Source organism: Salimicrobium flavidum (assembly GCF_900156645.1).
GTDB classification, from domain to species: Bacteria; Bacillota; Bacilli; order Bacillales; family Halobacillaceae; genus Salimicrobium; species Salimicrobium flavidum.
Window position 1 is genome coordinate 429368 of record NZ_FTOC01000001.1, and the last position, 13452, is coordinate 442819.

The following is a 13452-nucleotide window of genomic DNA, read 5'->3' on the forward strand; positions in this document are numbered from 1 at the left end:
GGTGCGTTTTTTGTTCGGCGTATTATTCCACGGAGAATATATATGAATATATTGGTTGACCTCCATCATGGATTTCAACTTCCATTTCCTCGAACTCAGCTTCAACATAAGCTTTCAACTCGGTGAGTTCACTTTCTGTGATTTCCTCACCATAGATGATAGTCAGAATTTCATCCTCTTCCTCATCTATCATTTCTGAGATCAGATCTTTCGCTACGTCTATTCTTTCAGAGTGAGAAACAGTGATATCCCCGTCAAAAATACCCATAAAATGATCTTTCTCAATTGTTATTCCATCAATTTTAGTATCCCTTACTGCATAAGTGACCTGACCGGTTTTTACATCCTTGAGCATATCAGTCATTATCTCTCTGTTTTCTTCTAAAGAAGCTTCAGCAGAGAATCCGAGCATAGCACTCATTCCCTGAGGGATACTCTTGCTTGGAACGACAGTGGCTTCTTCTTTTGCGAGTTCCGCTGCCTGTTCGGCAGACATGACTATATTTTTGTTATTCGGCAGGATGATCACATATTCTGCATGCGCCTTCTCGATCGCCTCCGATAAATCCTGGGTGGAAGGATTCATTGTCTGTCCACCTTCGATAACCACCGAGACTCCCAGACTTTCAAAGAGCTTCTTCACACCTTCTCCCATCGCTACCGTAACAATACCGTACCGACTTTTTTCCTTGGGTGGCTTGTGATGTTCTCCTACGAGGGAAGTATGCTGTTCCCTCATGTTTTCAATTTTAATGTTTGTCAGACTTCCATACTGTTGACCGAGCGTCAATGCTCTCCCCGGATCCTCTACGTGGACGTGAACTTTTATCAACTCTTCATCCGATACCACGAGAAGAGAATCTCCGAACTCACTCAGAGCTTCTCTGAAGGCTTCTTGATCAAAGGGAGTAGCTTCCAGCTTCTTTTCCTCAAATTTCACCATAAATTCAGTGCAGTATCCATAATGGATATCCTCAGAATTCATGAAATCCTGATTCAATTTATGATGTTCAGCACTGACCATATCTTCTATGTCTACCACAGAATTACCTTCAGGGACCTCTTCCCCTTTAAGGTTCGCCAGGAAACCTTCATATATTGTAAGGAAACCCTGGCCTCCGCTGTCTACGACACCAACTTCCTTCAGAACTGGCAGGAGCTCGGGTGTGTTCTCCAGCGACTTCTTTGCAGCAGTTACGATGCGTTCAAAAAACGGGATGAATTCCTTTTCTTCTTCAGCGGCTTTTCCCGCCTCTTCACTCGCTTCACGAGCTACTGTAAGTATTGTGCCTTCTACCGGCTTCATAACTGCCTTATATGCTGTTTCAACACCATGTTTCATTGCTTCAGCATACTCGGTAGTAGTAACTGTCTCTTTCTTTTCCATCGATTTGGACAACCCACGGAAGAGTTGAGAGAGAATAACACCGGAATTACCCCGGGCGCCCATCAATAGTCCCTTAGCAAGTGCTTTCGAAACGTCGCCCGTATGATTCGTTGCGACATTTCTCACTTCTTCCTCTCCGGATGTCATAGAGAGATTCATATTCGTTCCTGTGTCTCCGTCCGGCACAGGGAACACGTTCAGAGCATCAATCATCTGAGCATTTTTCGACAAATAACGGGAGCCTTGCAGCACCATTGCCGCAAACGTCTGCCCATCCAACTCCTGTAAACTCACACCGTCTTCCTCCTTTGACTATCTATCTCACTTTAATCATCACTTGTTACCCGTACACCCTGGATGAAAATATTAACAGAGTCCACGGTAAGTCCGATTGTTCTACTAAGTGTATATTTCACCTGGGATTGCACGTTATGAGCGACTTCAGAAATCTTCGTTCCATAACTGACAATAATGTACATATCTATATGCACCTTATCTTCCTGTTGGCGCACAACCACCCCACGTGAGAAATTTTCTTTTTTCAGCATTTCCGACAATCCGTCGCGAAGCTGGTTTTTTGAAGCCATTCCAACGATTCCATAACACTCTACAGCAGCGCCTCCGGCCACTGTGGAAATAACTTCGGTACTGATTGTTATCTGACCATTATTGGTATTCATTTCCACGGACATTCGGATCCTCCTTTAACATGTTTTCCATGCATGTTCACATCAATTGTAACACAGGACAATCCCTATCCCCCATAATACTCTGTAACAATTCTCTTGTTCTGTCAAGGGGAATTTCTTGATATATTCGATTGCATTACTTTTTTTTGTATGATAGAGTAATTAGGTATCTAAATTGTTACAGGAGGGATTCGATATGGCACGTCGTTGTGTCGTTTCTGGACGTCAAACACGAAGCGGGAACAACCGTTCTCACGCTATGAACGCAAATAAACGTAAATTCAAAGCTAACGTACAAAAAGTCCGCATTCTAGTGGATGGAAAGCCGAAGAAAGTTTACGTTTCTGCACGCGATTTGAAATCTGGTAAAGTTACCCGCGTGTAACTTTAAAAAGCACCCCTTGGAGGGTGCTTTTTTGTTTGTCTATAAAAACTTACAGATTCTTTTCATCCCTGCTTCTTACCACCAGCACTATGCCATCTTCGAATGAATAAGCACCTGAGTCGTCAGAGATTTCGTTGGATAGACATAACGTTGATCCTATAGGGACCTGCCTATCTTTGAGGGCATATTTGAAACCTTCGAGCGTCAGCCCTTCCACTTTAAGTGAAATGGGAATAAAAGATACATATGGGTAATTAGTGCTGTGCTTGATTCTATAGTGTCCAGGTAATTTTAATTCCATCTCGTTCTGGCTGTCCACAATCGTCGCATTCACCCCGTGATGAGCGATTGAATGAAGAAGTTGTATGTTGGCCAGTGTGTGGTCCATTCTTCCACCAGTCACCCCATATAACAAAATGGAATCGGCTTCTTGACGTACTGCCTCCTGAAGTGCCAGTTCAAGATCCGTTTCATCTTTGGCTGCAGGAAAGACTTCCGTCTTCCCTGCTCTATCTTTTATTTTTTTAAACATTGTCTCGGATATCGAATCGAAATCTCCGATGGCAATATCTACTGGCAGTCCATGTTCTACGAGGAACTGAGCTCCGCTGTCCGCTCCGATCCAGAGGGACGCGCTCTCAGAAACAAGATCGGGGATATATTGGATAGGGCCTCCGCCGACTATAGCTACTGTCTTCATTTTACGTTCTCCTAACTATTACGAATATCCTCTATAGCTTCTTTTCGATTTTCTCTTTTGAAAATTGCACTTCCTGCCACGAGTACATCCGCTCCCTGTTGCTTGCATAAGAGCGAGGTATGCTGATTCACTCCTCCATCGACTTCGATTTCATAAGTGTACTCAGACTCCTCTTTTCTCCACGTATCCAGTTGTTTCACTTTCTCCAGCGCTTCCGATATGAAATCCTGCCCTCCGAATCCTGGATTTACAGTCATTATAAGAACAAGATCGATATCGCGCAGAATCGGTTTTATCAACTCTACCGGTGTAGCGGGATTAATAACAACACCGGGCTTCACCCCTTTGCTTTTAATCAGTTGGACAGTCCTGTGTAAATGGGATGTAGCTTCCTGATGCACTGTAATGATCGAAGCTCCTGCATTAGCGAAGGCTTCTACATAATTTTCCGGTTCATCAATCATTAAATGAACGTCCAAAGGTAAAGATGTTACGGGACGTATTGCTTCCACTACAGGAACACCTATAGATATATTCGGGACGAATTTACCGTCCATGACATCCACATGAATGTAGTCGGCCCCTGCTTGCTCCACTTCCTTGATTTCTGCTTCGAGATTTGCAAAGTCCGATGCCAGAATTGATGGTGCGATTTTAGTCATAAATCAGTACCTCGGCTTTCTATTTTGGATTTCATGCAAAAATTCGATGTAATGGTCATATCTTTCCCGGCCGATCTCTTCCTCTTCCACAGCCTTTTTCACCGCACATTTAGGCTCTTTATCATGGAGGCATCCCCGAAACTTACATTCCGGGTCATATTCTCTTATCTCCGGAAAACATTCTCCAAGTGCTTCGGAAGTGACATCATCAAATTCCAGTGAACTGAAACCTGGAGTGTCTGCCACCAAACCTCCGTTAATCGAGAACAGTTCAACATGTCTGGTTGTATGCTTTCCTCGACCGAGACTTTTGGATATCTCAGCTGTTTCCAATGAGAGAGAAGGAAGAATCGCATTCAACAATGTCGATTTCCCAACCCCTGATTGACCGGCAATGACAGTTGTCCTGTCTTTGAAAAGCTCCTTGACTTGTTGCATCGCTTCCAAGCTCTCCGGTTCACTCAATATTACCGTGTACCCTGCCTTTTCATACATGTTCCGGTACCCGGATATTTCATCAGCTGATAGGATCTGATCCTGTTTTGAAATGACAATAACCGGGTCGATCCGCTTCGACTCCACCAGAACTAAAAAACGGTCGAGGAGCCTTGAGTTGAAAACAGGTTCTACCGCGGATATAACTACAATCGCCTGATCGATATTCGCTACCGGAGGTCGCACCAATTCATTGCTCCGTTCCTTTACGGTCAGAATCACTTTTTCTTCCGGGTCGAATTCCACCATATCACCCACCAGCGGCGTAATCTTCTTATTCCGGAACACTCCGCGTCCCTTGCAGCGATAGGTTTCTTCTTCCGCCATAACGTCATAAAATCCGCTCAGTGATTGAATTATGATACCAGATCCCATTTCATTCCTCCTTCAATAAGTCATATTTCCCTCTTCTACGACTTCGTCGCCCTGCTCGATCCGATAAGTGCCTTCCTCTCCTTCGCTTAATTGAACATCGATCTCGACTGTAGTTTCTTCCGTAATCGTTTCTTCCTGATATACTTCATCACCGTTGCTGTTAGTATCGTCAATATATATCTGATACGTCACTTCTTCTCCATCCTCTCCATTATAAGGAAGATTCAGAGATAATGTTTCTTCTTTTAAAGGTTGCTGTTTCTGTCCGAGGGAAAGCACCACAGCCACACTAGTCCCTGTATTCACTTCGGTAAAAGCTTCGGGCTTTTGAGAAATGATCCGCCCTGCTTCAATGTTTCGGGAAAATTGTTCACTTACTTCCATTTCCAATCCTTCTTCTTCGAGGTAGGATCTTGCTTCTTCTTCTGTTATATTCCTCAGAGGTCGAAGGATGATTTTAGGCGGTCCGGTACTCACTCTGAAAAGTACACTCGTCTCTCCAGGAACTACTTCCTGATCCACAGAAGGTTGGAGTTGTTCCAAAATTTCACCTTCAGGACGCTCGGAACTTTCATTTATAGAAAACACGGATGTAAAACCCTTCTCCTCGAGCTCTTTTTTCGTTGCTTCGAAATTTTTACCCGTGTGATCCCCTACTTCCACTGTTTCTTTTCCCAAACTTGAGACAACCGTTACCTGCGTCTCTTCCTTTGTTATGCTTCCAGGTGAAGGATCGGTGCTGATTACATACCCTTCTTCGACTTCATCAGAGTATTCTGTCTCTCTTTCGACCTGCAGATTCAAATCACGCAGGGTACTATACGCATCTTCGTATTCCATACCCGTGACATCTGAAACTTCCACATCCTTCGGTCCTAACATCATCGGAAGAGCCACTGCTGCTCCTGCTCCAAGAAACACGAACAAAAAAAGAAAAATGATCCACGGCTTCTTCTTTTTTTTCTTTACTGTTTCCTTTCCTTTTGTATGAGGAAGTGTTTTTCCCCCTTCTTCAGAAACGGCATCTTCTGTTATAACCGGTATAGCTTTCGTTTTTTCCCCTTCCTCCTCAGGGATATGAAAAGGAGCAGCATCAGTCACATCCAGGCACTGACTTAAATCTTCCTCCATATCCTCCACGCTGTCATAGCGGTGCAGCGGATCTTTCGCTGTAGATTTGAGGACTATGTTTTCGACGCTTTGCGGTACGTCCGCATATTTCGATATAGACGGTGTGTCATGCTGTAAATGCTTCAGAGCTACAGAAACCGGGGATTCTCCCGAAAACGGAAGTCTACCTGTCAACAGTTCGAAGAAAACGATACCAAGGGAGTAGATATCCGATTTTTTTGTAGCTGTACCTCCACGGGCCTGCTCCGGTGATAAATAATGGACAGAACCTAAGACAGAGTTCGTCTGGGTGAGAGCAGTCGCAGAAAGAGCCATTGCAATACCGAAATCAGTCACTTTCACAGTACCTTTGGAATCGATCAAAATATTTTGAGGTTTGATATCCCGGTGTATCAAATCATTTTCATGAGCAAGAGCTATAGCATCGGTGATCTGTCTCATAATATCAACGGCTTTATCAAGGTCAATAGGGTCGTAAGTCTGTATGTATCTTTTTAAAGTCATACCATCGACGAATTCCATGACCATGTAATAAATATCATTCTCTTCCCCTACATCAAAAATGTTAACGATATTCTCGTGGTTCAGGCTTATCGCCGACTGGGCCTCTCTGTGGAAACGGGCGATAAATTCTTCATCATCACCATACTCCAGACGAAGAACTTTGATCGCTACTTCCCGTTCCAGGATAGTATCATAAGCTAAATAGACATTCGCCATACCTCCGCCGCCGATCATCCTTTTCACGTGGTAACGTTCATTCAGCATTTGATTTTCAAGCATTATTCTCCACCTTCTTCCTCAGGGAAAGAAGGTCGATTCACAAGTGCGATGGAAATATTATCTTCCCCACCGCGTTGATTGGCAAGTTCTATCCATCTACCTGCCATGGTTTCAACCCTCTGTTCAAAATCAGCAAGCTCAGCAAGCTCGTCATCCGACACTTTATTCGTTAATCCGTCGGAGCATAATAGAATCCTGGAAGGGCCTTCAGGTGATAAACAATGAAAATCAGGATTAACCTGTTTTTCCGTGCCCACTGCTTGGAGAAGCACATTTTTCCTTGGATGATCTTTTGCTTCTTCTTCGGAGATCTGGCCGGAGCGGACCAATTCATTGACGAGAGAATGGTCTTTGGTAACCTGACGAAAACCTTCCTCGTCCGCGATATAACAACGGCTATCCCCGATGTTCACTATGCCGATGAACGACCCGGTGGAAACCGCAGCGACTACCGTGGTTCCCATACCTCTGCATTCCTCATTCACAGAAGCATGATGTATTATTTTCTCATTAACCTCCCGCATACTAGCTTCCAGCCAATTTTTAATATCTTCAGGAGTTTCAAAGCCCTCCTGCTCAAGAAAAGCTTTTTCCATGTATTCGACAGCCATTCTGCTGGCTACATCACCCGCACGATGGCCCCCCATGCCATCAGCAACAATTGCGAACCACGCATCTCCGGAGGGATGTTCCTTCACTGAACCATCATCCTCATTATGAGGGCGGACCTTACCTCTGTCTGTCCAAAAAAACCCTTCCATTCCATCACCTCATTTCGAACTTTTTTTGAGTCGAGTCACAAAGAAACCATCCGAATCTGCATCCTGAGGAAAAATTTGCAAACCCACGCCCTCTATAAAACGATGTTCGAGGAAGTTTGGAAGCGCATCTTTGAAGTTCTCCACCTCAAACTCCGGATGTCTTTCGAGAAAATCCTGAACAGCATGATCATTTTCATGTACATCCACCGTACACGTACTGTACACAAGTAGCCCTTCCTGTTTCAGAAGCTCGGCTGTATGATCGAGAATTGCGTCCTGGATTTCTCTGAGTCTGTAAATATCCTTTTCCTCTTTGCTGTATTTGATATCGGGTTTGCTTCTAATCACTCCAAACCCGGAACAAGGCGCATCGATCAATATACGATCGAACGTTCCATCGTTATGTTTTTCCTGTAACTTTCTGGCATCGTACCCTTCCGTATGGATATTCGTCAGTTGAAGAGAGGAAGCTTTCTCTTTTATAAGATCGGCTTTCTTTTTATGAAGATCATACGCATAAACGATTCCTTCATTAGCCATTTTCTCTGCAATATGAGTTGATTTTCCACCAGGAGCTGCACACGCATCCAAAACTACGTGATCCGGCTTCAGATCCATCAATTCAGCAACGAGCATCGAACTCTGGTCCTGGATAGTCACGAATCCTTCTTTCAAAAGGCGATGATTCACAATGTTTCCGTTATGGATGATTATCCCCTGCGGAGAGAATCCGGACTCTTCCACTTCGAATCCGTCTTCCCTGAGTTCAGCCAAAACGTCCTCCCGGCTGATTCTAAGACACTGGACACGGATAGATTCGTTCATCCGTAATTGGTTCGTTCTACACATGTCTTCCGTGGCCTCGTATCCGTATTGGGATATCCATCGCTTTACGAGCCATAACGGATGACTGGTCTTAATTGCGAGTCGCTCTGCTTCATCTTCAATCTCCTCAACGGAAGGGACTCCGTTTCTCTGGATCGAACGTAACACCCCGTTTGTGAAGGAGGCTATTCCTTTGTGTCCTTTTCGTTTTGAAATATCGACCGCTTCATTGATGATTGCGTGATCCGGAATCCTATCGAGCATCTTCATCTGGTACAAGGACATATATAGTAACCACTTCACCCAGGGCGAAATTTTTTTCTGCTTTTTGATAGAAGGTTCGAGCCAATAGTGTAATAAATCACGGTGCTGCAATGTCCCGTACACCAGTTCCGTCAGTAGACCGGCGTCTGCAGAGGAAAATCTCTGTTTACCAATTTCCCGGTCCAGCAGAACATGGCTGAAGCCGCCTTCTTCTCCCACACGGGTCAAAAGATTCAATGCCGTTGCACGGACCGTATCAGTCATTTGTCTCACCCAAAACCTCTCCAGTTTCCATAGCCTGGCCTGCTCCATTCACAAATGAAGCAGCATCCATCTTCTTCTTTCCGGCCGGCTGAAGTTCTTTAATGGTGACACTGTGTCCGTCCCCACACACTACAGTTACTCCACCCGTTGATTTTTCTATCACGGTCCCCGGAGCTTTTTGAGAGATTTTTTCACTTTTAACTGCTGACCAGAGTTTTAAAGGTTTTCCTTTCCAGAAGGTGTGTGCTACCGGCCAGGGACTCATACCCCGGATGTGCCCCCAAACGTTTTCCGCTGAGCCGGAGAAATCCACAAACTCCTCTCCACGCTTAATTGTAGGTGCATATGTCACTCTGTTTTCATCCTGAGATGAAGCTTCGATCGTGCGGTTGAGGAGGCCGGGGATCGTTTCCACTAAAAGCTCGGCTCCGACGACAGCCAGCTTATCATGAAGGGTTCCGACATCATCGCTCTCTTCAATCATAATCTTCTTCTTGTTCAGCATGTCCCCGGCATCAAGACCCTGCACCATGTACATAATGGTGACTCCTGTCTCGTCTTTGCCATCCATAAGGGCATAGTGAATCGGAGCGGCTCCCCGATACTCCGGCAACAGAGAAGCATGAACGTTTATCGCACCAAATTCAGGATAATCCAGCAGGGCAGCCGGAAGTATTTGACCATAAGCAGCTGTTATAAGCAGATCAGGTTCATGTTTTAATATTTCGTCATATTCATTCTTGATTTTTTCAGGCTGAAAAACAGGAATCCCATATTTTTCAGCTGCCGTTTTCAATGGCGAAGGCGTCATCACCTTTTTTCTGCCTTTCGGTCTATCTGGTTGTGTGACTACGAGAGAGACCTCATACCCTTCTTCTATAACTCTGTTTAAAATAGGGACCGAAAAATCAGGGGTCCCCATGAATACAATGTTCGTCATAACTGAATCCTCTCTTCTACATGAGCTGATATGGCTGGAAATCGACGGTGATTTGCAATCCATTCTGCTCTTTCATGTCGTTTTCATAATAATTCAATATTCTTTGAATGAACTTATGCTGTTCGGGTTCTGCCTTATATTTTATCATGGTTTGATAACGATATCTATTATTGATACGTTCTAAAGGAGAAGGCGTCGGGCCCAGCACGTCCGCAGTTTCCGATAGATTCTTCTTCAGATATTGGGCGATCTTCCTCGTTACTTCCTGGGCCTGAAAGGTATTCGGGTGTGACACTGTCACTAATGTAAGATAGTAAAAGGGAGGGTAGTGGAACATCTTCCTATACTTCATCTCTTCCGCGTAGAACTTTTCGAAATCATACGTACTGGCGAGTTGTATACTATAGTGATCCGGAGTATACGTCTGAACGACAACTTCCCCTTCTTTCTCATGACGACCTGCTCTTCCACTGACCTGCGTAAGAAGTTGAAAAGTCTTTTCAGAGGCGCGGAAATCCGGGAGATTCAATAGTGAATCAGCAGCAAGCACACCGACGAGCGTCACGTTACCGAAATCAAGGCCCTTGGCAATCATCTGCGTGCCAAGGAGAATATCCGCTTCATGATTTCCAAACTGAGTAAGAATCTTCTCGTGCGCCCCTTTTCGCCTCGTAGTATCGACATCCATACGCAAGATTCTCGCTTCAGGAATCAACTGTTGGAGATGTTCTTCCACCTTCTGGGTACCGGTTCCGAAATATCTGATGGTTTTACTTTCACATTCCGGACATTCAGTAGGCATCGGTTTTTCATAGGAACAGTAATGGCACTTCAACTGTTCCTGTTTGCGGTGATATGTCATCGAAATATCACAGTATGGACATTCGACTACGTGGCCGCAATCGCGACACATAACAAACGTCGAATAACCCCTTCTGTTCAGAAACAATACCGATTGTTCCCCTTTCTGTAATCTTTCATCCAGCTTCTCTTTCAAAGACTGAGAAAACATCGATCTGTTGCCTTCATGCAGTTCAGCCCTCATATCAATAAGCTCCACATTAGGCATCGCTTGTTCATTCATCCGCTCCGGCAATTCAAGCAGATGATAATTTCCTTTCTGAGCTCTGGCGAAGCTCTCGAGAGAAGGGGTGGCAGAACCCAGAACAACCGGGCATCCATGATTCGCAGCACGCTGAATTGCTACATCACGGGCATGGTATCTCGTCCGGTCTTCCTGCTTATAACTGGTTTCATGTTCTTCGTCGATAATGATTAACCCCAGCTTCTTGAAAGGAGCAAAAATTGCAGAACGCGCACCGACAACGACTTGCACATCCTGACGTTGTATCTTCCTCCATTCATCGTATTTCTCCCCGGCCGACAACGCACTATGCAGGACAGCTACCTTCGAGCCGAATCTCCCTTTGAATCTTTCCACCATCTGCGGGGTAAGGGCGATTTCCGGAACAAGCATGATAGCTTCTTCTCCGCGGTTGAGCACTTCCTGGATCGACTGCATGTAAACTTCCGTTTTACCACTACCGGTTACTCCGTGCAATAAAAAAACATCCGGGTGCTCCTCTTTCACAGAGGCAACTATTCTGTCCATTGCATGCTTCTGATGTGTCGTCAATGAAGGAGGATTGGTTTTATCAAATGTATGGCCCTCATAAGGGTCCCTTAATATTTCCTGGGTATAGGAATGGAGATGTCCTTTTTTAAGCAGAGGTTTCAATGAAGCATCCGTCGTGCCCACCTGAGTCAGCAAATCTTTTTTCGGGATGGGATCGGGGTAATCGATGAAAAAATCGAGGAGCGCCTTCTGTTTTTTTGCCTGGGGAGGAATGTCGGCAATAAGCTCCTCCAGTTCCCGTTCATCCATACCGGGTTCAATGACCGTGATTTTCCGTTTCGTTTCTTTGCTTTTCACCTCATAACGCACGTCAAGAGACCCTTCATCCACCCATTTTTTGAGTTGATGATATTTATAAGGAGAGGCTTCCCACTCTTCATTGCTAAGTACATCTCTTCCCTGGAAAAGGTGCTCCAATTCTTCAGGAAGATGTTCTTCCATTCTCCAGATCTCTTTCTTGTACTTCGCCTTAAGCACCTGAGGCAACATGACCTGGAGACAGGATATGTAAAAGCTCAGTGTCTGGGAAGCCAGCCATTTCCCGAGCTGCAGGAGTTCAGGCGTAAGAACCGGTGTGACGTCGAGCACCTCTTCAAGAGGCTTCACTTTTTCTACCTCTGTCTTATCTTCAATATCTACGACATACCCCATTATTTTTCTAGGACCAAACGGGACAATCACTCTCATTCCTATGTCGACGACTTCAGTAAGTTCCTCTGGTATCAAATAGTCGAAAGGGCGATTGGTCTGATTTGTCGGGACGTCCACGATAACTCTTGCAATCATACGTCTGCCAGCTCCTTCGAAATACGGTGAAGTATTTCTCTTGAGAGTTCCTGTTTATCGAGAAGTGGCAAAACCTCTTCCTCCAGGCTACTCATCCAGATGACACGGTTCGTGTCCGTCCCGAACCCTGAACCTTCTTCTGACACATCATTAATTACGATGGCATCAAGATTCTTATTCTTCATTTTCTCTCGCCCATACTCCCTGATCTGCTGCGTTTCGGCAGCGAACCCTACCAGAAATTGACCCGTTTTATGACTCCCCAGTTCTTTTAATATATCAACTGTACGTTCCATTTCCACACCCAGCGCTTCATCTTTTTTCTTCATTTTATGATTATAAGTGAGGGCAGGACGGTAATCGGCAACGGCTGCCGTTTTTATGATGACATCCTGTTCCTTGTAATATTTCATTGCGGACTCATACATATCCTCCGCAGATACGACATCGACTCTGTCAACCTTAGGAGGTGTTTCCAGACTCACCGGCCCGGCGATCAGGGTGACCTCCGCACCCATATCAGCAGCCTGTCTGGCTAGAGCAAAGCCCATCTTACCGGTAGAGGGATTGGAGAAATATCGAACAGGGTCGATTTGCTCCCTTGTCGGTCCCGCTGTAATCATCACTTTCTTTCCTTGAAGTTTTTTCCGTCTTTTTGCTTCATCTTCAAGCACAGCAATGATTGTTTCAGGCTCCTCCAACCTCCCTTTTCCTACATACCCACACGCCAAGTAACCATCTCCCGGTTCTATGAACTTGAACCCGAAGCTGTCCAATTTTTTTAAATTGGAAATTACAGATGGATGTTGGTACATATGAACGTTCATTGCAGGAGCTATATAGACAGGGGCCTCTGTAGCGAGAAGAGTAGTCGTAAGCATATCATCAGCGATGCCGTTAGCGAGCTTTCCGATCAGATTTGCAGTAGCAGGAGCAAGCATAAACATGTCCGCCCAGTCTGCAAGATCTATGTGCTGCACTCCAGTAGGATCCTGTTCGTCAAAGGTATCATCATATACCGGTTGGCGGGACAACGCCTGAAACGTAGAGGCCCCGACGAAATTTTTAGAATTTTCTGTCATTATAACTTTCACAATGGCTCCCTTTTGGGTCAGTTTACTCGTAAGTGCAGCTGCTTTATAGGCGGCTATTCCTCCTGAAACCCCAAGAACTATTTTTTTACCCTGCAACATAGCTGGTTCCTCCTTTAATAAAGGCTCGGTTTACGTGTAGCGTTGCTATTCATTGATATAGAAAAGAGAAAGGTGGTGACTCTCCAGGTAGGAAAAGCAACAACCGGCTTTAAAAGAACTGAAATAAGAAAGAAAAGCACCTGTAATACTTTTCCCTTTCCCAAGTCACTATTCTT

At 44.9% G+C, this 13452-nt stretch carries 12 protein-coding genes; 1 reads left to right on the top strand and 11 read right to left on the bottom strand.

Features of this window, described 5'->3' with window-relative positions; genetic code table 11:
* Window positions 1–22: 22 nt before the first annotated feature.
* Together BW944_RS02240 and BW944_RS02245 are read right to left on the bottom strand one after the other, a co-directional pair.
* Window positions 23–1681, bottom strand: coding sequence for a DAK2 domain-containing protein (locus tag BW944_RS02240; RefSeq protein WP_076556709.1), 1659 nt, complete (start codon window positions 1679–1681; stop codon window positions 23–25).
* A 32-nt stretch (window positions 1682–1713) separates the two neighbouring features.
* Entirely contained in the window at window positions 1714–2079 is a 366-nt protein-coding gene (locus tag BW944_RS02245) for an Asp23/Gls24 family envelope stress response protein (protein WP_076556710.1), read from the bottom strand.
* A gap of 193 nt (window positions 2080–2272) precedes the next feature.
* Here BW944_RS02245 and rpmB point away from each other — a divergent pair, with 193 nt between their 5' ends.
* Window positions 2273–2461 carry a 50S ribosomal protein L28 gene (rpmB, locus tag BW944_RS02250; RefSeq protein WP_076556711.1) on the top strand — a complete coding sequence of 63 codons (189 nt, stop codon included), beginning with the start codon at window positions 2273–2275 and terminating at the stop codon, window positions 2459–2461.
* 49 nt (window positions 2462–2510) lie between these two features.
* Here the strand turns inward: rpmB and BW944_RS02255 are convergent, their stop codons facing one another.
* Genes BW944_RS02255 through coaBC form a run of 9 tightly spaced genes read right to left on the bottom strand, consistent with a single transcriptional unit; the run spans window position 2511 to window position 13276 of the window.
* The gene (locus BW944_RS02255) at window positions 2511–3161 is read right to left on the bottom strand and encodes a thiamine diphosphokinase (RefSeq protein WP_076556712.1); all 651 of its coding nucleotides are present in this window, start codon (window positions 3159–3161) and stop codon (window positions 2511–2513) included.
* An 11-nt stretch (window positions 3162–3172) separates the two neighbouring features.
* The gene (gene rpe, locus BW944_RS02260; protein ID WP_076556713.1) at window positions 3173–3823 is read right to left on the bottom strand and encodes a ribulose-phosphate 3-epimerase; all 651 of its coding nucleotides are present in this window, start codon (window positions 3821–3823) and stop codon (window positions 3173–3175) included.
* Window positions 3824–3826: 3 nt separating this feature from the next.
* Window positions 3827–4693 carry a ribosome small subunit-dependent GTPase A gene (rsgA, locus tag BW944_RS02265; RefSeq protein WP_076556714.1) on the bottom strand — a complete coding sequence of 289 codons (867 nt, stop codon included), beginning with the start codon at window positions 4691–4693 and terminating at the stop codon, window positions 3827–3829.
* Between the two features lie 12 nt (window positions 4694–4705).
* A complete protein-coding gene (pknB, locus tag BW944_RS02270; protein ID WP_076556715.1) occupies window positions 4706–6607 on the bottom strand; it encodes a Stk1 family PASTA domain-containing Ser/Thr kinase in 1902 nt (633 codons plus the stop codon).
* The gene (locus tag BW944_RS02275) at window positions 6607–7368 is read right to left on the bottom strand and encodes a Stp1/IreP family PP2C-type Ser/Thr phosphatase (protein WP_076556716.1); all 762 of its coding nucleotides are present in this window, start codon (window positions 7366–7368) and stop codon (window positions 6607–6609) included. Before BW944_RS02275 ends, pknB begins: the two co-directional genes overlap by 1 nt.
* A gap of 9 nt (window positions 7369–7377) precedes the next feature.
* Window positions 7378–8721, bottom strand: a complete 1344-nt coding sequence (rsmB, locus tag BW944_RS02280; RefSeq protein WP_076556717.1) for a 16S rRNA (cytosine(967)-C(5))-methyltransferase RsmB — start codon at window positions 8719–8721, stop codon at window positions 7378–7380.
* Window positions 8714–9661: a methionyl-tRNA formyltransferase gene (fmt, locus tag BW944_RS02285; RefSeq protein WP_076556718.1), complete on the bottom strand. Its 948-nt coding sequence runs from the start codon at window positions 9659–9661 to the stop codon at window positions 8714–8716. The genes rsmB and fmt overlap by 8 nt, the downstream gene beginning before the upstream one ends.
* A gap of 16 nt (window positions 9662–9677) precedes the next feature.
* Complete coding sequence (gene priA, locus BW944_RS02290) at window positions 9678–12083, bottom strand: primosomal protein N' (RefSeq protein ID WP_076556719.1); 2406 nt, start codon at window positions 12081–12083, stop codon at window positions 9678–9680.
* Window positions 12080–13276 carry a bifunctional phosphopantothenoylcysteine decarboxylase/phosphopantothenate--cysteine ligase CoaBC gene (coaBC, locus tag BW944_RS02295; RefSeq protein WP_076556720.1) on the bottom strand — a complete coding sequence of 399 codons (1197 nt, stop codon included), beginning with the start codon at window positions 13274–13276 and terminating at the stop codon, window positions 12080–12082. The genes priA and coaBC overlap by 4 nt, the downstream gene beginning before the upstream one ends.
* Window positions 13277–13452 lie beyond the last annotated feature (176 nt).